General features: G+C 60.3%; 22 protein-coding genes and 1 tRNA gene. 15 read left to right on the forward strand and 8 right to left on the reverse strand.

The features are described 5' to 3' along the window. The first annotated feature begins 51 nt into the window (after positions 1-51). From FV139_RS05000 to FV139_RS05010, 3 genes are all read left to right on the forward strand, one after another. Positions 52-1107, forward strand: a complete 1056-nt coding sequence (locus FV139_RS05000) for a 3-deoxy-7-phosphoheptulonate synthase (protein ID WP_148067170.1) — start codon at positions 52-54, stop codon at positions 1105-1107. 139 nt (positions 1108-1246) lie between these two features. After that, on the forward strand, positions 1247-2104 hold the full coding sequence (locus FV139_RS05005) for an LLM class F420-dependent oxidoreductase (RefSeq protein WP_148067171.1): 858 nt from the start codon (positions 1247-1249) through the stop codon (positions 2102-2104). Between the two features lie 90 nt (positions 2105-2194). Then, positions 2195-3880, forward strand: a complete 1686-nt coding sequence (locus FV139_RS05010; RefSeq protein WP_213004026.1) for a mechanosensitive ion channel family protein — start codon at positions 2195-2197, stop codon at positions 3878-3880. Here FV139_RS05010 and FV139_RS05015 read toward each other — a convergent pair. Beyond that, entirely contained in the window at positions 3874-4911 is a 1038-nt protein-coding gene (locus FV139_RS05015; RefSeq protein WP_148067172.1) for a DUF481 domain-containing protein, read from the reverse strand. The genes FV139_RS05010 and FV139_RS05015 overlap by 7 nt on opposite strands. A 200-nt stretch (positions 4912-5111) precedes the next feature. On the opposite strand from FV139_RS05015, the gene FV139_RS05020 reads away from it, so the two are divergent. From FV139_RS05020 to FV139_RS05030, 3 genes are all read left to right on the forward strand, one after another. Then, positions 5112-6263, forward strand: a complete 1152-nt coding sequence (locus FV139_RS05020) for a sulfotransferase family protein (protein ID WP_148067173.1) — start codon at positions 5112-5114, stop codon at positions 6261-6263. Between the two features lie 20 nt (positions 6264-6283). Beyond that, entirely contained in the window at positions 6284-7384 is a 1101-nt protein-coding gene (locus FV139_RS05025) for a DUF1214 domain-containing protein (RefSeq protein WP_148067174.1), read from the forward strand. Between the two features lie 143 nt (positions 7385-7527). Continuing rightward, entirely contained in the window at positions 7528-8349 is an 822-nt protein-coding gene (locus FV139_RS05030) for a sulfite exporter TauE/SafE family protein (protein WP_148067175.1), read from the forward strand. Between the two features lie 47 nt (positions 8350-8396). On the opposite strand, the gene FV139_RS05035 is transcribed toward FV139_RS05030, so the two are convergent. The 3 genes from FV139_RS05035 to FV139_RS05045 all read right to left on the reverse strand — a co-directional run bounded on the left by FV139_RS05035 (position 8397) and on the right by FV139_RS05045 (position 12747). Continuing rightward, positions 8397-10610, reverse strand: coding sequence for a PQQ-dependent sugar dehydrogenase (locus FV139_RS05035; RefSeq protein ID WP_148067176.1), 2214 nt, complete (start codon positions 10608-10610; stop codon positions 8397-8399). Positions 10611-10630: 20 nt separating this feature from the next. Next, on the reverse strand, positions 10631-11548 hold the full coding sequence (locus FV139_RS05040; RefSeq protein ID WP_235898588.1) for a DUF922 domain-containing protein: 918 nt from the start codon (positions 11546-11548) through the stop codon (positions 10631-10633). A gap of 119 nt (positions 11549-11667) precedes the next feature. Further along, positions 11668-12747, reverse strand: a complete 1080-nt coding sequence (locus FV139_RS05045) for a CNNM domain-containing protein (RefSeq protein ID WP_148067178.1) — start codon at positions 12745-12747, stop codon at positions 11668-11670. A gap of 176 nt (positions 12748-12923) precedes the next feature. Between FV139_RS05045 and FV139_RS05050 the strand changes: the two genes are divergently transcribed. Together FV139_RS05050 and FV139_RS05055 are read left to right on the forward strand one after the other, a co-directional pair. Beyond that, positions 12924-13313 (forward strand): hypothetical protein, encoded by a 390-nt coding sequence (locus tag FV139_RS05050; RefSeq protein ID WP_148067179.1) that lies wholly within the window; start codon positions 12924-12926, stop codon positions 13311-13313. Between the two features lie 107 nt (positions 13314-13420). After that, positions 13421-13497 (forward strand) — tRNA-Arg (locus FV139_RS05055). A gap of 316 nt (positions 13498-13813) precedes the next feature. On the opposite strand, the gene FV139_RS05060 is transcribed toward FV139_RS05055, so the two are convergent. After that, on the reverse strand, positions 13814-15115 hold the full coding sequence (locus tag FV139_RS05060) for an MFS transporter (RefSeq protein WP_187276404.1): 1302 nt from the start codon (positions 15113-15115) through the stop codon (positions 13814-13816). A 299-nt stretch (positions 15116-15414) separates the two neighbouring features. Between FV139_RS05060 and FV139_RS21025 the strand changes: the two genes are divergently transcribed. Continuing rightward, positions 15415-15552, forward strand: a complete 138-nt coding sequence (locus tag FV139_RS21025; protein ID WP_187276405.1) for a hypothetical protein — start codon at positions 15415-15417, stop codon at positions 15550-15552. Then, positions 15549-16658, forward strand: coding sequence for an NAD(P)/FAD-dependent oxidoreductase (locus FV139_RS05065; protein WP_148067181.1), 1110 nt, complete (start codon positions 15549-15551; stop codon positions 16656-16658). Before FV139_RS21025 ends, FV139_RS05065 begins: the two co-directional genes overlap by 4 nt. A gap of 150 nt (positions 16659-16808) precedes the next feature. Here FV139_RS05065 and FV139_RS05070 read toward each other — a convergent pair whose 3' ends face one another. After that, complete coding sequence (locus FV139_RS05070; RefSeq protein ID WP_148067182.1) at positions 16809-17609, reverse strand: SDR family NAD(P)-dependent oxidoreductase; 801 nt, start codon at positions 17607-17609, stop codon at positions 16809-16811. Positions 17610-17963: 354 nt separating this feature from the next. Between FV139_RS05070 and FV139_RS05075 the strand changes: the two genes are divergently transcribed. From FV139_RS05075 to FV139_RS05095, 5 genes are all read left to right on the forward strand, one after another. Next, positions 17964-19517, forward strand: coding sequence for a long-chain-fatty-acid--CoA ligase (locus FV139_RS05075; RefSeq protein ID WP_148067183.1), 1554 nt, complete (start codon positions 17964-17966; stop codon positions 19515-19517). Positions 19518-19565: 48 nt separating this feature from the next. Then, complete coding sequence (locus tag FV139_RS05080) at positions 19566-20588, forward strand: NADP-dependent oxidoreductase (RefSeq protein WP_148067184.1); 1023 nt, start codon at positions 19566-19568, stop codon at positions 20586-20588. A 41-nt stretch (positions 20589-20629) separates the two neighbouring features. Further along, positions 20630-21433, forward strand: a complete 804-nt coding sequence (locus FV139_RS05085; RefSeq protein WP_148067185.1) for an enoyl-CoA hydratase/isomerase family protein — start codon at positions 20630-20632, stop codon at positions 21431-21433. A gap of 155 nt (positions 21434-21588) precedes the next feature. Continuing rightward, positions 21589-22653, forward strand: a complete 1065-nt coding sequence (locus FV139_RS05090) for an adenosine deaminase (RefSeq protein WP_148067186.1) — start codon at positions 21589-21591, stop codon at positions 22651-22653. After that, the gene (locus tag FV139_RS05095; RefSeq protein WP_148067187.1) at positions 22650-23756 is read left to right on the forward strand and encodes a nucleoside hydrolase; all 1107 of its coding nucleotides are present in this window, start codon (positions 22650-22652) and stop codon (positions 23754-23756) included. Before FV139_RS05090 ends, FV139_RS05095 begins: the two co-directional genes overlap by 4 nt. A gap of 23 nt (positions 23757-23779) precedes the next feature. Here FV139_RS05095 and FV139_RS05100 read toward each other — a convergent pair whose 3' ends face one another. Next, complete coding sequence (locus tag FV139_RS05100; protein WP_148067188.1) at positions 23780-24637, reverse strand: pirin family protein; 858 nt, start codon at positions 24635-24637, stop codon at positions 23780-23782. A 20-nt stretch (positions 24638-24657) separates the two neighbouring features. After that, a complete protein-coding gene (locus FV139_RS05105; RefSeq protein ID WP_148067189.1) occupies positions 24658-25668 on the reverse strand; it encodes a glutathione S-transferase family protein in 1011 nt (336 codons plus the stop codon). Between the last annotated feature and the right edge of the window lie 16 nt (positions 25669-25684).

A 25684-nucleotide genomic window follows, 5' to 3' on the forward strand; every position in this document is an offset into this window, starting at 1 on the left:
TTCGCTGCCAACCCTATAGATTCGTTCTCCCTGACTCAAGGTTGCCATGGTATGACCACCAACACCGATGACCTGCGGATTCGCAAAACCAAAGAGCTGCTCTCGCCGGAACAACTCATTGCCGACATTGCCCTGTCGGAGGAGGTCGCCGAACGGGTCGAGCAGGCCCGGCGCAGTATTCACGATATCCTGAGCGGCGAAGACGACCGCCTGGTGCTGGTGGTGGGTCCCTGCTCCATCCACGACCCGGACGCCGCGCGCGACTATGCGAAACGCCTGAAGGCCGCAGCCGACGCGGTGGCCGACGAGATTTTCGTGGTGATGCGGGTGTATTTCGAGAAACCGCGCACCACGGTGGGTTGGAAGGGCCTGATCAACGACCCGGATCTCAACAACACCTTCCAGATCAACAAGGGCCTGCACCTGGCCCGGCAACTGCTGCTGGACCTGGCGGAAATCGGCCTGCCCACCGGTACCGAGTACCTCGACCTGATCAGCCCCCAGTACTACGCTGACCTGGTCAGCTGGGGCGCCATCGGCGCCCGCACCACCGAGAGCCAGACCCACCGCGAGCTGGCGTCCGGACTGTCCTGCCCGGTGGGCTTCAAGAACGCCACCGACGGCGATATCCAGGTGGCCATCGATGCCATCAAGTCGGCCTCCAAGCCGCACCACTTCCTGTCGGTCACCAAACAGGGTCGCTCGGCGATCTTCCAGACGGCAGGCAACGAGGATTGCCACATCATCCTGCGCGGCGGCAAGCATCCTAACTACGATATGTTTTCGGTGGATGACGCCAGCGAGATGCTCGGGAAGGCGGGCCTGCCCGCGCGCATCATGATCGATGCCAGCCACGCCAACAGCCGCAAGATCCCCGCCCGCCAGATCGATGTGGTGCGCGATATCGCCACCCAGGTTGCCCGCGGCAGCCGCAGTATCTTTGGCGTGATGGTCGAGAGCAACCTGGTGGCGGGACGCCAGGACGTGGTGGCAGGCCGTCCCCTCACCTACGGGCAGAGCATAACCGACCCCTGTATCTGCTGGGACAACACCGAGCAGCTACTGGGCGAACTGGCCGCCGCCGTACGCCAGCGCCGGGGCGAGTGACGCCCGGCACACCCTCCCGGGCGAGCTCTCTCAAGCACACTATGCTGAACCAGCCAGTGGCCATCACGGGTCCCTGGCTGGTACCCACTTCCCTCGCGCAGTACATTCGGTAGATAACAAATAGCCGCGAGGAAACACCATGCACCTGGGCTTCAGCTCCATGAACACCGCCGATGACCCGGCCCCCGACCTGCTCGCCCGCACCCTGGAGCAGGCCGGCTTCGAGTCGCTCTGGTATGGCGAACACAGCCATATTCCCGTGTCGCGCCGAACGCCCTATCCCGCCGGTGACGAGCTCCCCGAACCCTACAAGAAGATGATGGATCCCTACGTTTCCCTGATGGCGGCTGCGGCGGCCACAGATACGCTGAAGCTGGGCACCGGCATTGCCCTGCTGATGGAGCGGGAACTGTTTTCCCAGGCCAAGACGATTGGCACCCTGGACCGGCTCTCGGGCGGACGCGTACTGATTGGCTGCGGTGTCGGTTGGAACGAGGAAGAGTTCGAGAACGCGACCAGCCTGCCCTGGAAGAAGCGCTACTCTGCGCTCAGGGAAACCGTGGCGGCCCAGCGGGCGCTGTTCAACGAAGCCGAGCCGACCTACCACGGCGAACTGATTGATTTCGACCCCGTGTGGTTCGAACCCAAGCCCCTGCAGGTGGGTGGCCCGCCGATCATCTTCGGTGCCATGGGCCCGCTGGGCGTGCGCCACGCCGCCGAGTGGGCTGACGGCTGGATGCCGGTGGATGTCGCCATGCCCGACGTCAAGCAGGGCATTGCCGACTTCCGCGCCGCGGTGAGCGCCGCCGGCCGGGACCCGGACAAGGTCGAAATCACCCTGGTGGTGATGTCGCCGGTTACCGCAGACCTGCTCAAGTCCTATCGCGACATGGGGGTGCATCGCTGCAACATTGGCGTGGGGGTGGAAAACTGGGATCGTCCTGAGGTTATCATGCCGATGATCGATGAGTTCGCACGCCTGATCCCCGAACTCTGACACCGCGGTATCCTGCCCCGGATGTGCTAATGTAGCCGCAGTCCGGGGTCGGTGGTCGCCCTGGTGGTAACGGGATTCAGGGTGATGCCTTTGGCTTACAGACTACTTTGCAGCGTATTCTTCTTGCCGCTTTACCTGTCGCTGGCGGCGCCTCTGGTTGCGTCTGAAGTCGCGGAGGAACCCATCGAGCCGCTGGTGGCGCGCGTTGAGAACCAGGTCAGGGAGATTCGGCTCCTGAGTGAACGCCTGGAAGTCGCGGGTCCCCAGGACCGCAATGCTCTGCTGTACCGGCGCGACCAGCGCAGCCTGGAACTGGTCAAGTTGATGGACGACCTCACCCCGCGGGTGATGGCCCTGCCCGAGGACAACCCCCTGCGCGTCGAGTTGGAGGCGCGGATACGTGGTGATCTGGCGGATGTCGGGCGCGCCGTGTTCGAGCGCCTCAATGAACTCGATGACCGCATCGATCAGCTCGGCGCCGATATCGAGCAACTCAGCGGTGCCGAACACATCGAGAGCGAAGCCTATCTGGAGAGCCTGAGTCAGCTCCGCTACCGCTACTACGAGGCGCTGATCGCCTTTTCCAACCGCCGTCAGTCCCTGGGCCTGCCGCAGCTGGAAGTGCTGAAGAAACTGCCCCAGGAGCTGTTCCAGTACGCCGAAATTCAGGTGGGCAAAGTCGAGTTCGTGGGCGCCGCAATCCGGGAGTTACAGAACCGGGTCAAGATCCGCCCCGACCAGACCGAGCTGGTGGTCGCACTGGAGGAACTGCGCATCCAGCGCTCCCGACACATTGCTGACCTTCGCATTGCCATCGAACTGATGGAACAGCTGAATCTCGATAGCACACCCTACCGGACTGTCGCTCTCCAGCAGGGCAACATGGTGTCCCTCAGTCTGTTCGACAGCGGCGTATTTATGGGCATGGTCAAGGATGGCTGGCAGCGTATGCGCCTGTCGCTGGTGGAGCGCGCCCCCGATGGTGTATTCCGCTTCCTGCTGTTCCTGGTCACACTCATCCTGTTCTTCTGGTTCGCCCGGGTGGTGCGCCGGCTGACGCGCAAGGCGCTGGATCGCTCGAATCTGAAAGTATCCAACCTGTTCAAGGACATCATGGTCTCGGTGTCCGGGGGTGTGGTGCTGATCCTGGGCCTGCTGATGGCCCTGTCACAGATGGGCATCTCCCTCGGGCCGATGCTGGCAGGCCTCGGGGTGGCGGGCTTCATCGTTGGTTTTGCGCTACAGGATACGCTCTCCAACTTTGCCTCCGGCGCAATGATCCTGATTTATCGGCCCTTTGACGTCGACGACTTCATCGAAGTGTCCGGTGCCACCGGTTTTGTGAAAAAGATGACACTGGTATCCACCACCATTGCCACCATCGACAACCAGATTCTGGTGGTCCCCAACAACAAGATCTGGGGAGATGTCATCAAGAATGTCACCGCCCAGCGTGTGCGGCGGGTCGACCTGACATTTGGTATCAGTTACAGCGACGACATTCCGCGTACCGAGGCGGTGCTGGCCGACGTGGTAAGCCAGCACGACAAGGTGTTGCGCTCACCGGAGCCGGTAATCAAGGTCCATGAACTGGGTGATTCCTCGGTTAATTTTATCGTGCGCCCCTGGGTGCGCACCGAGGACTACTGGGACGTGTACTGGGATCTTATCCGTGCGGTGAAATTGCGCTTCGACGACGAGGGCATCTCCATACCCTTCCCCCAGCGCGACGTGCATTTCTATCCGGCAAAATCCGCGGCCGAAGCGGGTCAGTAACTCCAGCCGAGTCCCGTGGTCACGCCATAGTCCGTATTGCGGTCGGTGTCGGCCTGGTTGTCGTAGCTGCCGTAGGCGGTGATATCCCAGTACAGGTCGCTGATGATTTCCCAGCGTAGCCTCAGGTCCGTACTACCACGGACCCGGCCGCTCTCGGTGAGGCTGGGGTAGAGCCCGAAGTTGAGGCTGACGTCCGCTTCCGGAGAGTCGAAGCGCCAGAAATCGTAGCCGACGGCAAAAAACGCCTCGACGCTCTGGCGGCTGCCTTCCTCCGAACCCTCCTCGGTCAACACCTGTAGGCCGGCACCGCCGGTAAGCCGGGTCTGGTAGGTGTCGATGAAAAACCGGCCCAACCCTGCACCCACGGACAGCCGGTAATCCACACCCAGTTCATCGTTGCTCTCGTAGTTGCCGTAGTAGCCGCGGAAGGCGCTGGCGCGGTCCCTGGACCATTCCTGCCGGACGAGATCGATCTTGCTGCTCTGGCTGTCGTCCTCCTCGGTCTGGGTGACAGTGGTGCGTGCCCCGAGGCTGTTGCGGGACTGCTGGTCTTCGTAGCTGAGATCGGTATTGAACGTGGTCTGGGCCACCGAGCTGGCCTTGGTGTAGGAGTAGCCCGCGGAGAGGTAGGCCTCGAAGCGGTCTTGCAGACGGTCCTCGATGGGCTGTACCTCGACGATCTCCAGGTACTCCAGCTTGTGCGTGCCGTAGAGGTCCACGATGGCCATTTCGCCGGGACGCTCCCCGGTTTTCAGTTCACCGTAGAAGCGTTCGCCGCTGGTGACCCTGATCTGGTAGTTGTACTTGCTGTCCAGCCGGGCGATCTCCTGCCACTCGATGCTGACGGTGCCCAGCGCGTCAGTGCTCAATTGCAACAGGCCCTGCCTCATCGACTTGATTTCACCGGTGATCCGGTCGCCGTTGTACAGGGTGATGACATCAGTCTTCTGGTGGCCACTGTCCGCGAAGGCCGCGGTGGCGGGCAGCAGGCACAGGCAGAGTACCCGGCACAATGTTCGAAAAGTCAGCACTCGATTCTCCACTGGCGTATTTCCAAAGCCCGATCATGCGAGCTCACGCTAACCATACTAGCGCAAACCTGCGCGCGGGTTTGGGTATCAGATGTTGTACCAGGGCGGGAATGCACGCGCGTACAGCCTGTCGGGGTTTGAATGCCATTGCCGCAAAACAGTAGGCTGCCAGCTCTCTCTTGCAGAGCGAAGCACACGTGTTGGATAAGAATAGATTACTCACGGTGGCGCAGGAGGAGACCGGACTGTCCGACTTTGGCGACCCCGGTTTCCAGCAACCCCTTGAGCTCCTGATAGACGCGCTCAATAACGAAGCGCGCCTCAATGACTTTGGCCAGTTGCGTGCCCAGATGACGCTGAATTCGGGCCTTGTGAACCGGCTGAAGATTGTCGATTACCTGGGCAAGCACCCGGATGTGCTAGAACAGGCGGTACCGCGACCGGTGTTTATTGTCGGGCTGCCCCGCACCGGCACTACCGCGCTGCATCACCTGCTCAACCAGGATGCTGGCAATCGCACGCTGCGTCTGTGGGAAGCCCAGGACCCGGTACCGCCGCCGGAGACCGCGACCTACCACAGTGATCCCCGCATTGCCGCCCGTGCCGACGGGGTGGCCCTCACCGAGCAGTTCCTGCCCGGGTTCCTGAAGACTCACCTGATCGATGCCGAGGAACCCGACGAGTGCTACATGCTGCTCAACCGGGACTTCCTGTCGGTGGAATACTCGGCGATGTTCCACATTCCGAGCTATGCCAACTGGCTCTATGCGAACTTGTGCAAATGCGGTGCCTACGAGAGCCACAAGCGCCAGTTGCAGTTGCTGCAATACCGGCACCCCGGGCACTGGGTACTGAAAGCCCCGTTTCACCAGTTGGGGCTGCGGGAGATTCTGCGGGTCTATCCCGAAGCGATTATCGTCCAGACCCACCGCGCGCCGATGCAGTTTGTCGCTTCCGGCTGCAGCTTCAGTGAGTTGTTGCGGCGCAGCGGCTCGGACCATATCGACCGCGAGGAGATCGGCCGCGACTGGATGGAGATGCTCACCGTCTACACCCGGACCTTTGAAGCCGACCGGGCAGCACTGGAAGCGCAATTCCCGGGGCAGTTCCTCGATATTTTTCACGATGACTTCGTACGAGACCCCTGGCCGGCCGTAGAGTCGATCTATCGTGCCCGGGGTACAGAACTCACCGCTGACGCCCGCGAGACCATGGCATCCTGGCTGGCGGAGCATCCCCAGGGCAAGCACGGGCGTCACGAGTATCACCTGGAAAATTACGGTATCAGCCGCGCCGAGGTTGCAGCGCTGTTCGATGCCTACATGCAACGATACAACCTGGACCTGGATTGACCGGCCAAAGGAGGCAGAGGATGACTGCAAGCGACAGCGAAGAGCGGATTATGAACGGCCAGGCCTGGGCGGACTTCTGCGACGGACTCAAGGAGGCCGGCCAACTGGTATTTGCCGACAAGGCCCCGGCCACGCCTTTCGACCGGGCAGAGGGTTACCGCTACCTGTCGCGCATGCTGCGCGCGGGTCTGGAGAGCTTTGTCGAAGGGGGAGACCCGGCGTTTCCAGTACTGCGCTGCCCGGCCCACGAAACCATCAAGCTGGGCGCCGACAACCCTGACAACCACTACCAGAGCGCGCCCCTCAACCCCGACTACGACTACCGCCTGAAGGGCCAGCGGGGCACCGTGGACTACCTGGGTTTCGGTACCGTGATCAACAAGTACAGCAGCGGCGGGGGCATGAAAACCGATGGCTTCCTGGATTCCCGGGAGATGGACATCGGGGAAGACGGCACCTTCGAGGTCATCATCAGCCAGCGGGAACAGCCGGGCAACTGGCTGCGCATGGGGCCGGAGACCAATGCCCTCAATGTCCGCCAGACCTTCCAGGATCGCAAGCGCGAGGTGCGGGCGGAACTGACCCTGGAGCGAGTCGGCTGGGAGGAGGATCGGCCCGCTCCCCTCACACCCGAAAAACTGGACCGGGGCCTGCAGGGTACAGTGCAGTTTGTGAAGAACACCACGGCCCTGTTCGAGGGCTGGGCCGAGAGTTTCCTGCCCACCACCAACCAGGTTGCGCCTGCCGACCAGGATTACTGCCAGGCCATCGGCGGCGACCCCAATATCTATTATTGCCACAGCGCCTGGGAGCTGGCCGATGACGAGGCCCTGGTCGTCGAGGCAGCGCACATTCCCGTCTGTCAGACCTGGAACTTCGTGTTGCAGAACTGGTGGATGGAGTCACTCGACTTTCGCTACTTCAACATTCATTTCAACAAGCACACCGCGCACTATGAGCCCGATGGTTCGGTAAAAATCATTGTCGCTCACCAGAAGCCGGACCATCCCAACTGGGTGGAAACCACCGGGCATAACCGGGGCACGATGTGCTGGCGCTGGATAGGGGCCGAGTCCCATCCGCCGGTCTCGGCGAAGGTGGTGAAATTCACTGAGTTGTAGCGGGGCCGATTCCCCAGCGATTTTACTGTAGGCGCGTTTTTTCGGGGCCGAGCAGCGACAGCTGTGCTAAGGTGCAGCGCACTTTTTCGAAGATTTTCGCGATACCTCGCCGCACAGTGGCGCGCGATGGTTGGGGCCTGTCGATGCAAAACTGGATGGAACTGTTGCCGCTGGCGCTGGCTATGCTTGGAACGGGTATATTTGCTGGTGTGCTGGCCGGCCTGCTCGGTGTCGGGGGCGGTATCGTCATCGTGCCGGTGCTGGATACCACCCTGGGTGTGATGGGCGTCGACCCGGCTATTCGTATGCACATTGCCGTGGCCACCTCCCTCGCGACCATAATTCTGACGTCGATCTCCTCGACCCGGGCACATCATGCTCGGGGTGCGGTAGATTTTGGTCTGGCACGCGATTGGGGTGTATTCATCCTGCTGGGCTCTGTGGCGGGGACGGTGCTGGCGAGCAGGGTTGACAGCAGTGTGCTGTCCATGGTGTTCGCTGTGGTGGCCATCCTCGTGGCGCTGAAGATGGTGCTGCCCACCGATAACCTGCGCCTGACGGATCACGTCCCCGGCGGGTTGGCAGGTAAACTGCCTCCTGTCGCTATTGGCGGTCTCTCTTGCATGATGGGTATAGGTGGAGGCAGCCTCACCGTGCCCGCTCTGACCCTGATGAGTGTGCCGGTACACCGTGCAGTAGGGACTTCGGCCTTGTTCGGCTTGCTGATAGCAGTGCCCGGAACCATTACCTACATCGCGACCGGCTGGGGTGATCTCCGCCTGCCGGTGGGGAATCTCGGATTTGTGAGTCTGCTGGGCCTCGTGTTCATAGCGCCGATGACGGTACTCACCGCGCCACTGGGAGCAAAGATCGCTCACAGGCTGAACCAGCGCCAGTTGTCTCTGGTGTTCGGAAGCTTCCTTTTGCTGGTCTCGATAAGGATGCTGTATCGCACGTTCAGCTAGTATCCTTGCTCCAGCATCCGGTTGGGCATAGCTGACACACCCCTGACCTACAACGACTCCACCCAGCGACGCAGCAGCGTGACCCCCGCCTCATCCACCAGATGACTACCCAGCGGTGGCATGGCTACGGCATCGCGGCGACCCACCCGCGCAATCAGGATGCTTCTGCCGGGTTCTCCCGGTGCGATGAGCCTGCCGTTTTCGATGCCGAGCGTACCCAGCAGGGGAGTGGTGTCGATCAGTCCGGTGTTAGCCAGCGGGGTAGTGAAGCGCAGGTCGATCTCTGCGGGCGTCGTGCCTCCGGACTGGTGGCATTGGGCGCAGTTCACATCGAGATAAGCCCGCGCCCGGTCCTCGAGCGAAGCCGTGTCGTCGCCGACAGCGGCATAGGCGGGGTAGTTACTGGTGGGGCCAATATCCTCGGTAAACAGGCCGATGTTGTTCCAGCTGCGCAACTGATTGTCTGTGACCTCGCCGGCGTTGTAGTCGAATTCGGTATTGATCTGTGCTGTTCTGATGCCCAGTACGCGGCCGGCGACTGCAGTGTGGCAACGGAAACAGTCGGTGCGAGATGGGTAGGTGTACACCTGGTCGGTGATTTCTCCACTGGCAGTCTGTACCTGCAGCTTTTCAGACTGCCTCCCGGACAGAAGGGTGGCGTCCGTCCCCGCGCTGTTCCAGCGGTAGGTAAAGGCCTGCCAGCCCTGTTCAAGGAGTACCATGACCCGGGTTTCCAAACGGGTCGTTGATGACGTGTCTCCTTCGCGTGCCAGGATTTCAAAGTGTTTGACGGCGATTGTGCCAATGGGAAAGTCCCAGTTACCGGTTGGGGCAAAGCCGATTGCTGCGTTTTCGGGGACCGCGATCCAGCGACGTTTCACGGTGTTGTCAGACCAGAAGGGAAGGTTGACCGTGTACTCGATAAGTCCTGAAGCCGGGGAGAGCGTGTCCAGTGAGCTGAAAAGCCCGGTTTCGGACAACTGGTCGGGTGGATTTTCCCCGCCGCTCTGGGTGAATCCGAAGAGTTCGCCCTGGCGGTTCACGATATACAGTTCCCCATTGCTGTCTTCGCCCAGGGAGGTAGGCGAGTCGGCCTGGGCAATCAGCTGGTTGCCCGTCACCTGCTGCCCGTTGAGCGTGATGGCCCACACGTTGCCCGAGCCGAAATCTGTGTAGATGTAACGGCCGCTGAGACCGGGAATCGCGTTACCGCGATAGACGTAGCCGCCGATCACGGCCACGCCCTGGTCACGGCCGTATTCGAACACCGGTGCAGTGAAGGCCGAGGGTGGCAAGGTGTTGGCGGAATCGTCGTAGGGGAGGGTGCCTTCGAGTACGCGCCAGCCAAAATTCTCACCGCCTCGGGCGATATTGATTTCCTCCTGGGCACCCTGTCCCACATCACCTATCCACATCAAGCCGGTGACGCGGTCAAAGGAAAAGCGGAAAGGGTTGCGCAGGCCATAGGCCCAGATCTCATTGCGAATGGCGGCGTTGTCACGGAACGGGTTGTCCAGGGGAATGGCGTAGGGTAGCGCCGGGTCCGCCGGATGCACGTTCAGGCGCAGGATGGTGCCGAGCAGGTTGCCGCCGTTCTGGGCATTGTTCTGCGGGTCGCCGCCACTGCCGCCGTCACCCAGTGCAATGTAGAGGCGATCGTCCGGCCCAAAGGCCAGCATGCCACCGTTGTGATTGGCGTAGGGTTGCGCCACTTCCAGCAGGATGCGTTCGCTGTCGAGGGCGATCAGATCGGTAGCCGCATCCCAGCGAAAGCGCGCGATGACGGAGCGGCGCGGGTTATCCATGCTGTAGTGCAGGTACAGCAGGCGGTTGGACACAAAATCGGGGTCGAAGGCCATACCCAGCAGGCCCTGTTCGCCGGCAAACAGCAGACGGTCACTCAGGTCCAGTACTGTGCGGGATTCGGTGGTCTGGTCATCATCGACAAACGCCTCCAGTTCGCCGGATTGGCGCACGACCAACAGCCGGCCCTCTCCGGGAACCGCCGTGATGAACAGTGCCGAGGGAAACGTCAGGGCGGCAAAGCGGCGGGTTAACTGGAAATCGCCTTCCCCCGACGCTGTTGTGGGCAGGTTGAAGTCGGCGAGCGGGGTACGCTCGGTCAGGCCGAAGGGGTCCGAAGCGGGTGGTTGTTCCGGTGGGGGTGTAGGGTTGTCGGGTGATCCGCCACCTCCACCGCAAGCGGTCAGTGCTGTCATGCTGGCGAGGAGTAACAGTGTCCGGCAGTATCGGGTTTTCATCCTGTTGAATCCGCCAACTCTTAAAACACTACACCCTGGAAAACGCCGTGATTGGTCTCGACGTCGTAGTCGAAGCTTCTCTGGTCGTAGCCGGCCGCGGCCTGCTCCAGTACAGCGTCGACCTCTTCGCTGATCGTATCGCAGCTGAATTGGCCCCGTGACTCAAAGAAGGCGACAATTTCCTCGAAGGAATCCCGGACAAAATTGGCGTGTCCCCCTTCGTGAGCCAGCAGGGCGAGGTAGAACTCGTCCCACCGTGCCTGCAGGTTTGCGGGCAGGGTGTGCCGTTGCTGCAGACCCGGCATGACGATGGTAATGGTGGCGTCAATGGTCAGCGCGGCGAACCGGCAGTTGCTGCTCCCGGGCTGGAGGCGTTCGGCGGAAAAGGAATAGTCATAGCCGGGCTGGGTAATCCCGACCTGGATGCCTGAGCCCACCGGTTCCGCGTTATAGAACGGGTTATCCTGGGAGTACAGGCTCGCCTGGATCGTCTCGACGCTGTCGCCGTGGATTGGGTAGTGGTCAAGGTTTACCGACTCGCGCAGCGTTACCTTCAGTGTGCTGGAATCGTCGACGGGCAGGGTGCCGTCGGCCACTACCTCGGGCTCGAGAAAGAACTCATCGTCCTGGCCCAGTAGGGCGGATAGCCCTTCATTGCCGGGGAATCCGCGCGTGTTAAGCGGGCCGCAGACGGGTTTTTCGCTGCCGCCACAGAACCTGCCCTGGCCCTCCAGGAATGTGGTAAAGGCGTAACCCGGTTTGGGCTCCACAGAGAATGCTTCATAATAATAGGGGTGATCAACCACCACGGTACAGGTGGTGCCAGCGCGGCAATCGAAGGCGCCGGAGGAGGAGACGACATCTGCCCCCAGAGGCGCTACCACCTGGATTTTGCAGCCAGTGGCACCCCCGAGGGTAAGGAAGGCCGCAATCAACACATATCTCAACACTTTTGCCTTTTCGTTCCTGCTTCTGGTGACAGTATAGGCTCTGCTTATTGCACACGATGGACAGGTTCGCGGTCCAGGCTGAAAACGATCACCCCTCACGCTTTTGCTCAGGGAAGATCGTTGCCTGAATCCGCCAGCGGCCCCTGTGTTGCCAGCCCCATTGCCCGGCTGCGCTGGCGGGCCAGATTGCGCGCCAGTTGCTGCAGGTCCACCGTGCGGTCCATCTCGTCCACGATCTCCAGACCCAGCAGCGTCTCGAAGATATCTTCCAGGGTGATGATGCCATCGACCCCGCCGTACTCGTCTACCACCAGCATGATATGGGTGCTCTGCTCCAGCATGACCTCGAAGGCCCTGAGCAGGTTGATGGCCGCCACCAGCGCCGGAATCTCCCGGCGGTACTGTTCCAGTGGCTGTTCGGCTTCGCCGCGGCCGTGGGCCATGATGAGGTCGCTACGCAGGACGAAGCCGGTGACCTTGTCCTGGTCTGAGCCGTATACCGGGATGCGTGAGAAGGGGTTGTCCTCGTGGTTGGCAATGTAGTCCGCCACGGTCATTTGCTGGGGTAGGGAGAAAACCACCGGGCGCGGTGTCATCACATCCCGGACCTGGGTCTCCCGCAACAGCAGCAGGTTGCGCAAAATCCGCGACTCGTGGTCCTCCAGTTGCCCCTCCATTTCGCCGAGTTCGGCCATCACCGCAAATTCCTCCCGACTCAGGCCCCGCAGGGGCTTGCGGTGGGAGATCAGCTTGGTCAGCCAGTTGGACATTTTTACCAGCGGATACAGCAGCACGATCATCCACTGCAACATGAGGGAGATAGGCGGGGCCAGCTGGCGCCAGTAAAAGGCCCCCAGCGTCTTGGGGATGATCTCCGAGAACACCAGGATGAGGAAGGTCAGCACCGCAGAGAACACGCCCAGCATATTGCTGCCAAACACAATGGCCGCCTGGGCGCCGGCGCCTGCCGCGCCGACGGTGTGGGCGATGGTGTTCAGTGTCAGGATGGCGGAGAGGGGGCGATCGATATCCTGCTTGAGGGCCCGCAGGCGCTTGCCGGCGGGGCGATCCTCCTGTTCCAGCAGGCGGGTATAGGCTGTGGTGACGCTGAGCAGTACCGCCTCCGCCACTGAGCAGAGAAACGACACGCCCAGTGCCAGGCCAACGTAGATAAACAGCAGAGTCATGGCTGCATTGTAGTCGGCCCGGGCGCCATGTACACCGGGTGGGCGTCTGGTGTAGCGGGGGCGTATTTTGCGGCGACTCCTGCGCCTGTGTGAGCTAACATGAGCGTCACGGGCAAAAAAAACCGCTGATGTAGGGATGGGAGATTAACGTGGCGATTCGATTCAGGTACCTGGGCTTGTCAGTATTGGCAGCCACTCTGGGCGCACAGGGGGTGCTGGCCGAGACCGTGACCAAGCAGACCGACTGGATGGAACTGGTCAAGGGTTACAAGGGCAAGCAAATGGGCGCCGAGCTGCGCGACATCGAGTCTGAGGACACCTTTGGCGGTCGAAAAATCACCATTGCCATCCCCAAAACCTCGATGTCAGACCCCGGCATGATGGAAGAGGTGAGGGTTGTGGGGCACCGCCCAGAGGAAACGGAGTTTGAGTTTCCGCTCGAATTCCGCCATGAATGGGTGGACGACTATGACAATGATTACTACGGTCTGGTGCTCTACCTGGGCAAGGACGCCAACGTACCGATCCGGCTCTATATGGAGTCCAACACCGGATTCGCCCGCTGACAGGGCCCCGGGACGGGGCGGATCACGAGAGTGTAAATTTTTCGCCAAGAGATGCGCGCAAGCGCTTGACTCATAACGGCTTCATCCCTATAGTACGCCACCTCAACGCGCCTGTAGCTCAGCTGGATAGAGTACCTGGCTACGAACCAGGCGGTCGCACGTTCGAATCGTGCCAGGCGCGCCATACAAACGAAAAGGGCTCACCCGCAAGGGTGGGCCCTTTTCGTTTGTGGGGTGTGTCTGGCCGAAAGACGTGCCCCGTTCGACAAATTGCGTCAGCAATTTGGACCGAGCCGCTCCCGCGGCGAGCCCGCAGGGTCGCAACGGCCCATAGGCCGATGCGAGTCCATCGTGCCGGTTGGTTTTACCACCTTCATCAATTTAGAACCCGCAACGACCTCATGGCCGTTGCGAGTCCATCGTGCTGTATAAATTGCCCACCTCAATCAATCTGGAACCGGGTGGGCCCTTTTCTTCTGTGTGGTCTCCCCCCACCGCTGTTAGCGGCGGGTTTCCAGTTCCGCTCGCAGCGCCATTTGTGACTGCCGGTCCAGCGGGAACCTGAACATGATTGCCGCCGTGATGAACAACAGCACGGTCGGAGAGGTGGCGACAAGAATGCGTACTCCGGTAATGGTCGCCTCGTCATTCACTCCGTTCGGATCAAATCCCACCATATCCAGCATGGGATAGATGATGCCGACAGAAGCCGCGAGGCCGATCTTGGCGGTCAGCGTCAGCATGGAGTAGTACAGCGCGCTGCGGTACTCGCCGGTCTCCAACCGGTCCTGGTCGATCACGTCCGCCATGATCGAACGCATGAGAAACTCCCGGGCGCCGGTGTTGGTGGCAATAAAGATATAGATCACGAAAGTCAGCCAGAAACTCTCCGGCGGAACGAAGAAAATGCCGGCGGTGCCGATGGACGTGGTCAGTACGGCAATGGCCAGTGCCTGATGTTTGCCGATTTTATAGCTCAGCCTGACAAACACGGGCACCACCAGCAGCCCGACGAGAAACAGCTGCACCAGAAACGTGGTGGCGTGTTCCGGCATGGCCAGCACGTTGCCGATGAAAAAGAAGTGCACGGCCCCGTTGATGCCGCCCTGAATACCGCACAGCAGGTCTGCCAGCAGCAGCCGGCGCAGCGGGCGATTCTGTACGAAGGCGCGCAACGCTTCGCGCCAGTGCGCGTGCTCGTGTTGGCGGCGCGGCGGCTCGGGCGTGGAAAACAACGCAGCGCCGCTGACCAGCGGCAGCGACAGCAGTACGAAGGCGCCCATGATAGCGGCACGGTCGCGCATGCTGGCGTCAATGGCGAGGAGATCGAGGATGGTCGGTAGCGCCAGAACAGTGAGGGCGCCCAGCAGTCCCAGAAACTGTACCGTGCCCATGATGCGCGAGCGGACGTCGTAGTCGGTAGACAGCTCTGACGCCCAGGCGGTGTGCGACAGCGAGAACATGGTCCAGCCCACATACATAATGAGCAGCGCAACCAGCAGGCCGGTGGCACTGGCCGACTCGCCCGGGAAGAACACCAGGTAGACACCGAGCAGGAGCACCGGCACCGATACTACGAGGGCGGTGCGCCTGCGACCCCAGCGCGTATTGATCCTGTCACCCAGCACGCCGAACACGGGATCTGTGGCCACATCAAAGAATCGGGTCAACATGAATATGGAGCCAACTACGGTCAGGCTCAGGCCCAGCTCTGCATACAGCGGCGGCAGAATGATGATGATCGGCAACCCCAATGCGGCAATCGTGGCCGAAGGCGAAGAAAAGGCTATCAGACGGCTCATCGACAGGTTCATGAAGGCATCGGCTCCCCCCGATCAAACTGGTTACCGGCAGCGACACGGCCAGGATCCGGCCGCGCACGCGGTTCGGTGTGATACGCGGTAGTGTATCGCTGATCATGCCGCCCCGAAATGCAGGAAGCACTATGCCCGAGCACACCCCCCGCGGTGAGGGTTAATCAATGGGCCATCGCATGCAGATAGAAGTCCGGGCTGGATGGTGTCTTCATGGTAGCGGCCGCCATGGTAGTCTATGGCACCATGATCGCCCTATCGGTCAGACTCGGCGCATGGAGCACCCGATGAGCAGGCATCGTTCAAACTGCCCCATTGCACGCACGCTGGATGTCCCGACTGAAAAGGGGCAGTCGGTCAACGGCGTCCTGCGCTCCCTGCGTGAGTTCGGGGAACAGCATCTCTGTGGCAGGGTACCCGGGTGACAGAGCGCGTCGATTGCGTTGTTGTCGGTGCCGGAGTCGTCGGGCTTGCCGTGGCCCGTGCCATGTCCGGCGCGGGACTTGAAACACTGGTACTCGAACGCGAACACCAGGTCGGCTCCGGTACGAGTTCCCGGAACAGCGAGGTCATACACGCCGGCATCTACTATCCACGAGGTTCTGTCAAAGCGCAGCTCTGCGTTGAAGGCAGGCAGATGCTGTATGACTTCTGTTCTACCCACGGTGTCGCTCATCGCCGATGCGGCAAGCTTATCGTCGCGACGGGACAGGATCAGGTCGATCAGCTCGAGAACATCCGGGCCGCCGCAACGGGAAATGGTGTAAACGACTTGCGATTTCTGCCAGGTGATGAGGCCATGGCCATGGAGCCGGGGCTGCAGTGTGCCGCCGCCCTATTGTCACCTTCCACTGGCATTATCGACAGCCATGCACTGATGCTCGCCCTCCAGGGTGAACTCGAACACTGTGGCGGCATGGTGGCATTCGGTGCTCATGTGAAGGCGGGCAGACTCACCGGCACAGGCATTCGGCTGGACGTCACCGGCGATGCGGACATGTCACTGGAAACACGTTTCCTGGTCAATTGTGCAGGCCTCTACGCGTGGGGTCTCGCGGGTTCGCTTGACGGGATTGAGCGAGCCTCCATCCCCCCGAGATTCCTGGCCAAGGGTAACTACTACACACTGGCAGGAAGATCCCCGTTTACGCGACTCGTCTATCCGGTTCCCGAGGACGGGGGACTTGGTATTCACCTGACGCTCGACCTGGGTGGCCGTGCCCGCTTCGGACCGGATGTGGAATGGACGACGACTATCGACTATGAGGTTGACCCCTCCCGGTCATCGGACTTTTACGATGCGATTCGACAATACTGGCCTGCACTGCCGGACAACAGTCTCGCGCCCGGTTATGCCGGAATACGCCCGAAAGTATCCGGACCGGGAGACCCTGCGGGTGACTTCACGATCCAGGGGGAAGCTGGGCACGGGATTCCCGGCCTCGTAAATCTTTACGGCATCGAGTCACCCGGGCTCACTGCTTCGCTGGCCATCGGGGCTCGCGTCAGGCAGATGCTGCTGGATCACTGATCCATTCTCGCGTTGGCCCTGCCATGAGTCAGCCATGATAGAGTTCGGGCTGATGCCTGAAGGGTCAAACATGCTCTTTCGAATTCACACCCGGCACTTGCTGACATGCCTGCTGCTTGTCTTCACCTTCCAGGTCTGAAGCGCCTGTGCCTAGACATACCGGACCGCGCCCCCATCCACCCGAATGTTCTGCCCATTGATAAAGCCCGCCCGCGGGCTGGCCAGAAACACCACCAGGTCCGCCACTTCCTGTCGGCTGGCCAGGCGGCCACAGGGGTTGGGAAAGTCGTTCTCCACAATGGCCTGCTGCAATGCTTCCCAATCCGTTGGCCAGCCCTTCTTTTCGGCCTTGGCCAGATAGGCCTGTTCAATTTCTGCGGTATGAATCAATCCGGGAGAGACGGTGTTCACGGTGATGCCGGTATTGCTCAGCTCCCTGGCCAGGCTGGCCGAGCTATTGGATAGTGCCGCCTTTGCCGCATAGTAGTGGGGCATGATGGCATTGGGCTGGTGATCGCCGATGGTACTGAGGTTGATGATCCGCCCCCACTGGTTTTGCTTCATCTGTGGCGTGCAGAGCTGGATCAGCCGTACCGCACTGAGGACATTCACATTGGTGGCTTCGATCCATTGATCAGTGGATAACGAACCCCATTTTCCCATCAGCGCAGCGCCGTAATTATTGACCAGGATATCCGCCTTCATCCCGTGTTGGGCCAGTTGATCCATGACCTCCCGGGCGCCTTCATCAGTCAGGAGGTCGCCTGTCACTGGCACAATGGACAATGCGGGGTCAGCGATGGCCGCCATGGCGGCATCTGCTTCCTGCGGAGTGAACGCATGCAATGCCACAGTTGCACCTTCCTGCGCCAGGGTGGTGGCAATGACATTGCCGGTGCCACGGTGGGCACCACTTACCAGTGCGGTTTTATTCCTGAGTTGTAGATCCATGGACAGGCTACTCTGTGTTTGGAAGTAAAGGGCTTAATAAAGACCTGTTGAAAGTACACAGGCTCGCTGATCCTGTCGACCGGCTTGCTGACCTGCCGAACTTTTGCCGAAGTCGGTCCTGCACGATTGCGCACGGTAGTGCAATTTGCAACGGGCGGAACAGCAAATGATTCAATTAAAACAAAGGATTAGGGCGTTCCGTGATAGCGACGAACCAGGCGGTCGCACGTTTGACAGATCGCGCCGGCAATTTGGCCGGGGGCGCGCACGAGACGAATCGCCACGTGGCGCTGGGCAAAACTGTCCTGATTAAGTAAAGTTAGGCCTGATTAAAAAATAAGGTGGTATTCAGGCATGCAGATCCATAACTATTTCGACTTTCACCTCCGTCGCGCTCCCGAGAGGGACTGCCTGATTTATCAAGGCCAGACCTACAGCTATCAGCAGATAGGCGAGTTGTCCCAGAAAATTGCCAACGGCTTGCTGGCGCTTGGTGTGCAGGCCGATGATCGCGTTGCCATCCTGTGCGAGAACTGCCCTGAATTCCTCGCTTTTATGATGGCCACCAGTCGAATTGGTGCCGTGGCCGTGCCGCTGAACTACCGCCTGGCGCCGCCTGAAACGGCATTTATCCTTGAGGACTGCCAGGCCAGTATCCTGCTTTCACCCGACGACGCCATGAATCCCCATCTGGAAGCCATGGGGGAAGTCACCAGCAAACTCGACAAGGTGATCAGTTGCATCAGCAGTCCGGACTGGCAGGAGTGGGTTGAGCAGCAAAGTGACGACCCGGTCGATATCGATACCTACACACAGGAAGGCTGTTTGCAGCTTTATACCAGCGGCACTACAGGCAAGCCCAAAGGCGTGCCCCTGACTCACGCCAACCTGACCTCGCTGTTCACCAAGCTGCTGGTGGCTGCCGACGACAAAACCCACCCGGATTCACGCGATCTGGTGTGTGCGCCGCCTTTCCACATCGGTGGTTCGGGAAACCTGCTGCTCGCGATGATGGCTGGCGGCGCTGTCGTGCTGCACAAAACTTTCGATCCACTGGCTGTGGTCGATGATCTCGAACGGTACGAGGTTGAAAGTGCTTTTCTTGTTCCCGCCATGATCCTGGCCATTGTCTCGTCGGTACCGGGACTGGAGCAACGGGACTTCAGCGCCCTGAAAAAGATCTCATACGGCGCGTCGCCAATCAGCCCGGCTCTGCTGGAACAGGCTCTGCAGATATTTGGTTGTGATTTTTATCAAGCCTACGGCATGACGGAGACGACCGGCACCATCGTCACACTGCAGCCGGAAGATCACCGAAGCGCGCTGGAAGGGCGACCTGAACTGCTGGAATCAGCGGGCCGTCCGCTGGCGGGCGTTGAAGTCAAAGTCGTCGATTCCGAGGGTAATACCCTGCCTTTCGGCCAGATCGGCGAACTGCTGGTACGCTCAACCTCGAACATGCCGGGCTACTACAATCGTCCGGAAGCCAATGCTGAAACCTTTGTTGATGGCTGGTTGAAAACCGGTGATTCGGCTGAAATGAACGAAGAGGGCTACATATTCCTGCGCGATCGCATCAAGGACATGATTGTCAGTGGTGCGGAGAATATTTATCCGATCGAAATCGAGAATGTGCTCTGCTCCCACCCCGCAGTCGCCGACCTTGCCGTGATTGGTGTTCCCGATGAGAAATTCGGTGAGGCGCCACTCGCCTGCCTGGTGCTCAAGCCGGGACAACACCTTGAAGCCGGGGAAATGGTCGAGTTCCTGCGCGGGAAGCTGGCCGGTTATAAAATCCCGCGTCAGTTGAAGATCTACGATGTATTACCACGCAACCCCTCCGGCAAAATCCTGAAGAAAGATCTGCGCTCGGAGTTCTGGGAGGGCAGGGAACGCCAGATCAACTAGGCCTGGCAGCCTTTCAGACAATATTTGTAAAGTGAGTAAGCTGACAGTATGAAAATCAACAAGCAGTGGCTGCTGAAAAGCCGCCCGATAGATACGCTTTCCGTAGAAAATTTCCAGTGGCACGAGCAAGCCATCCCTGAATTGAAGGACGGTGAAGTCCTCGTGCGTCATCTCTACCTGTCGCTGGACCCGACAAACCGGATCTGGACGAACAGTTGGGACAGTTATTTGCCACCGGTGAAGATCGGTGAAGTCATGCGCGGTATCGGTATAGGCGTTGTCGAGGCGTCCAGGCACAGCAAGTTCAAGCCGGGGGATTTTGTTCAGGGTTTACTGAACTGGCAGACCCATATGCTCACGCACGGTGATCAGCTGGCCAGGCTGAACGTCGCTGAGGGTGTTCCTCTTACTACCTACCACGGTTTGCTTGGAATGATCGGTATGACCGCCTACTTCGGGTTGATGGACATCGGCCAGCCCAAACCGGGTGAAACCCTGGTGGTATCGGCTGCAGCCGGTGCCGTGGGCTCACTGGTAGGTCAAATCGGCAAACTCGAGGGTTGCAGAGTTGTCGGTATCGCCGGCAGTGACGACAAGTGTCGCTGGCTGGTAGATGAGCTGGGTTTCGATGCGGCGATCAACTATAAAACGGGTGATCTCGAGCAACAACTTGAAGCGCAGTGCCCTGAAGGTATCGACATCTATTTCGACAATGTCGGTGGTGACATTCTGAACATCATGCTGGCCCACCTGAATATTGGCGCCCGAATTCCCCTTTGCGGCATGATTTCTACCTACAACGACAAAGAACTCCGTCCGGGCCCCAGCAACATCGGCGCGCTCTTGATGAAGCGCGCGCTGATCAAGGGCTTCATTGTTTCCGATTATTTTGACCGGGCGAAGGAAGCCGGCGAATACCTTTTGAATGCCTATAAAAATGACCAGTTGAAATTCCGCCTGGAAATGCATGATGGCCTGGAGAATGCCCCACACGTTTTCGGCAAGCTTTTCGATGGCAGTAACACGGGCAAGTTGGTGCTGAAAGTCGATCCGGATTGGCGTGAAGCTTAATCGCTGTTCAGATTGACGAAAGCCTGAAATAAGGAAAGCAGATGAAACCCAACCATGAAAATGTCAGTGTGGAAACCAGCGACAATGTCGCCATTGTCCGCTACAGCAACCAGCCAAGCGGATTAATGACCCGAAAAGGCGCGGAATTGCTGCTGAATGCATTGCAGCCGCTGACCGAAGATACCAGCGTCAATGCCGTCGTGCTCACCGGCGGCGACGAGGACGTATTTATTCGTCACGCCAGCGTCGGCCAGATTATTCGCGCAGCCGAAGCGCTCAGGCAAGAACAGGTTCCCAGGGACATCTTCTCGACCACCGCCTACTTTCACCTGTTGCAACTGCTCGATAACAGTCCCAAACCGGTTATTGCGGCAATCAACGGGACCTGTATGGGCGGTGGCTTTGAAATTGCGCTGGGCTGTACGTACCGGATTGCGTCACAACAGGTACAGCACATTGGTCTTCCCGAGATAAAGCTGGGTATATTCCCCGGCAGCGGGGGCACTCAACGACTGAGAGACCTGCTGGGGGTACACCACGCGCGCGCCTTTATCCTCCGTGGCAGAGTGGTCAATGCCACAACCGCGCTGGAAATTGGCTTGGTAGACGAAGTAGCCCCATCGGCACTGGACCAGGCCGTGGTCGTTGCCCGCGAGCTCGCAGCCCGCTCTCCCGCTGCCATCAGAAGCATTTTGCAATTGACCAAATCGAATCCCGATTCGCGGGCAACAGGCCTTATGGACGAGGCCAGGGTATTTGCTGACCTGTTGCTGGAAGATGATGTCGGTATCGACATCATGATCCGCTTTGAAGAGCAGGGTTTGCTGTTGAACGAACTGGAGTAGTATCCAACGAAGCTCCCTTGAGTAGATAACGCATCAACTCCGTAATGGTAGATGTCGCTAGCGAGCCGCCGGGCGGTGGGTCGCAGGTCCGGCATTGAGTGCTGTTACCGCGGCCGATATCATGAGTAGCGACGCCGCGAACCTCGGAGTATCCCTTGACCGATTTCGACAGCTTCATCACCGGCCTGCCCAAGGCGGAGCTGCATCTGCACATTGAAGGCAGCCTCGAGCCCGAGCTGATGTTCGAGCTGGCCCATCGTAATGGCGTCACTATCCCCTATGGCTCAGTCGAGGAAGTCCGGGCCGCCTATGATTTCAGCAATCTTCAGGACTTCCTCGACATCTATTACGCGGGTGCCAATGTCCTGCGCACCCGCGCCGACTTCCACGATATGGCCATGGCCTATTTTCGCCGCGCCGCCCGGGACGGTGTCATCCATGCCGAGCTGATGTTCGATCCACAGACCCACACCGACCGGGGCATCCCGTTCGAGGAGGTGATCGAGGGCCTGCTATCTGCGATGAAACAGGCAGAGACGGAGCTGGGTATCACCAGCCTCCTGATCATGTCCTTCCTGCGCCATCTGTCGGAGGACGCTGCCTTCGAAACCCTGGCCATGGCCGAGCTGTGGCTTGACCGGATCACCGCGGTCGGACTCGACAGCTCCGAAGTCGGCCACCCGCCCAGCAAGTTCGCGCGGGTCTTCGCGGCGGCGCGCGCCAAGGGGCTGAGGCTCACCGCCCATGCCGGAGAGGAGGGCCCTCCCGACTATGTCTACCAGGCGCTGGACCAGTTACAGGTCGAGCGAATCGACCACGGTAACCGGGCGCTGGAGGATGCTGACCTGACCGCGAGGCTGGCCGCGGAAGGTATGACGCTGACCGTGTGCCCGCTGTCGAACCTGAAACTCTGCGTGGTCGACGATTTGCAACACCACCCGATCGACCGCATGCTGGGAGAGGGTTTGAAGGCCACGATCAATTCCGACGACCCTGCCTATTTCGGCGGCTATATCGCCGACATCTATCGTGCCGTGATGGAGGCGAGGGGGCTGGCGCGCGAGGATCTCGTTAAGTTGGCCCGTAACAGCTTTACGGGTTCTTTCCTGCCGCGGGAGAAGGCTGATGCCTGTCTTGCTAAGCTGGAAGCTTTTCTCGATACCTTTTCCGATGCCCTTTCCGATGTCCTTTCCGATGCCAAGGTGGAGAAGCAGTCATGAACTACCGGATATGTGCGCTGTGCTGTGCGTTGATTGCCTGGACACTGGTGGCACCTGCGCAGGCGCAGGATGCCGGGCGCAAGGTCATTATTGATGACGAGGGCTTCGAGCTCATGCACCTCACCCTGCTGGAGAGCAGCAAGATCGATGTCATCGGAATCACCAGCGTTTCGGGCAATACCTGGGCCAATCGGGCCACGGCCATGGCGTTGCGGGGCCTGGAGATTTCGGGGCACGAAGCGGTACCCGTGGCGGAAGGTGCCACCTACCCGCTGCTCAATTCCGAGGCGCTGACCGATCGTTGGGAGGCCCTGTATGGCAAGCTCACCTGGAAAGGTGCGTGGATGAAAGAATGGGTGGAACCCACTGTCCAGTCCACACCGGACTATTTCGGCCCGGACGACCCCGTCAACCTGCCGCAGGGCAATCCGACTTTGCAGCCCACCGGCGAGATCGCAGCCAATTTTATGATCCGCCTGGTGCGCGCCCACCCGGGTGAAATCACTATCGTCGCCTGCGGGCCACTCACCAACCTGGCCCTGGCCCAGCGGCTCGACCCCGGGTTCGCCTCGCTGGTGGGGGAGCTGATTTACATGGGGGGCAGCCTCAACCCGCAGCAGGTGCTGGACAATGTCTCGGCGGAACAATTCGCGCGTGAGTTCGAGAATTCGCCGCGGCGCGAGTTCAACGTGCGCTTCGACCCGGAGGCGGCCAGTATTGTTTCGCGCAGCCCCTGGCCCAAACTGACGGTGGTTCCCATCGACCCCTCAACGGGCACCCAACGCACGCCGGAACTGCTGCAACGTATGAGCAAGGCAGCCAAGCCCGGCGTGGCGGAATTTATCGCGCAGCTGGAGCCCGGTTTCCCGCTCTGGGACGAGATCGTGGCGGGCTATCTGCTCGACCCGGGCATCGCCACCGAGACCGAAGACCTCTACGTCGATTACAACACCCAGTTTGGCCCCGGTTACGGCGACATGCTCAGCTGGCACGAGCATTACCAGCCCGGCCTTGGCGAACGGAAGGCGCACGTGGTGCGCACGGTCGACGCGAAGCGGCTGGAAGCGCTGATGGTAGAGGCGATGCGGGAAGGTGCCCGCTGACTGGGTTGCCGGGCGCGCCAGGATCACGTTGCCGGGCTTGTCAGCCTCCCATCCCGATAATCACGCAGCGCCTGGTTGATCTCGTCGGGTGTGTTCATCACGAACGGCCCATACTGCGCCACCGGTTCGCCGATGGGTTTACCGGCCAGCAGTAATGCGCGTCCGCCTTCTGCACCGGAGGTCAGGGTGACCGCATCGCCATCGGAGAGGATAGCGGCGCTGTGCCGCGGAACGTCACGGCCAGCCACCTGCAACTCGCCCTCGAACACGTAGAAGAACGCATTGTGGCCTGCCTGTACCGGGACCGTGATGTTGCTGTTTGCCGGTAGCTTGACGTCGACATAGAGCGGTTCGGTGCTGAGCCCCTGTACCGGGCCTTCATAGTGCTCGCCATTGAGCTCCAGCTTTCCGGCGATCAGCCTGATTTCCACGCCCTCCGCCAGCACGCGCCAGGGCATTGTCTGCGCGGGAATGTCGCGGTAGTTGGCCGGTTTCATTTTTTCCGCCGCGGGTAGGTTGATCCACAGCTGGAACCCGCGCATGCGGCCTTCGTTCTGCTGCGGCATTTCCGAGTGGATGATGCCCCGGCCGGCGGTCATCCACTGCACGTCTCCAGAGCGCAGGTCACCCCGGTTACCGAGGTGGTCCTCGTGCAGCATATGGCCATCGAGCATGTAGGTCACCGTCTCGAAGCCGCGATGGGGATGGCTCGGAAAACCGGCGATATAGTCTCCGGCGTCGAAGGATGAAAACTCATCGAGCATCAGGAACGGGTCCAGTCGCGCGCCCTGTGACTGGCCCAGCGTTCGCTGCAATTTCACCCCGGCGCCGTCACTGGTGGCCATGCCGGGAATCAGTGTTGTCAATGTACGCTCGTTCATGTTGCCTCCCTGATACCGCGTTATCGCGATCTCAGTTGTCGAATCCCGTTACTCAGCCGGTCGCGGCCGTGTGGGAGGTTAAAGTCCTCGATTGGACCCAGCGGTACGATACCGTTGGGATTGATGGTCTTGTGACTGCGATAGTAATGGTGCTGTATATGTTGCATGTCGACCGTGTCGGCGACGCCTGGCACCTGGTAGAGGTCTCGCACGTAGGCACTCAAGGCGGGGTAGTCGGCCAGCCGCCGGAGATTGCACTTGAAGTGGCCGTGGTACACCGCATCGAAACGCACCAGGGTGGTGAACAGGCGCCAGTCCGCCTCTGTCAGCGTATCGCCCAGCAGGTAGCGCTGTACGCCAAGATGCGCCTCGAGGTTGTCCAGTTCATCGAACAGCGCCTGCACGGCTGCCTTGTACACGGGCTGGCTGGTGGCGAAACCGGCCTTGTACACCCCGTTATTGATGCGCTCGTAGATCCGCTCGTTCCAGTCGTTGATCTGTTCGCGGAGTGCGCGCGGGTAGTAATCACCGGGAACTGCGCCAACGCCATCGAACGCGCTGTTGAACATGCGGATGATCTCCGACGATTCATTGCTCACCGGCCGGTCGAGTTGTTTGTCCCACAGCACGGGCACGGTCACGCGGCCGGTGTACTCGGGGCTGGCGCGCAGGTACAGCTGGTACAGGTAGTCGAAGCCGTAGAGCGTGTCGCCAGTGGCATTCTCGAAGTCGTCGTCGAGTTGCCAGCCTTTCTCCAGCATCAGGGGGTTGACCACCGACACGTCGATCATTTTTTCCAGCCCCTTGAGGCGCCTGAAAATCAGGGTGCGATGGGCCCAGGGGCAGGCCAGCGACACATACAGGTGGTAGCGACCGGGTTCCGCCCGGAAGCCGCCTTCACCGCTGGGGCCGGCGCTGCCATCAGCGGTCACCCAGTTGCGGAAGCGGGCGGCATCGCGCACGAATTTGCCGCCGGCACTGTCGGTGTCGTACCACTGGTCATGCCATTCGCCATCAATCAGTAGTCCCATTGCTCGCTCCAGTTGC

Origin of the sequence: Parahaliea maris (assembly GCF_008064665.1) — a bacterium.
GTDB classification, from domain to species: domain Bacteria; phylum Pseudomonadota; class Gammaproteobacteria; order Pseudomonadales; family Halieaceae; genus Parahaliea; species Parahaliea maris.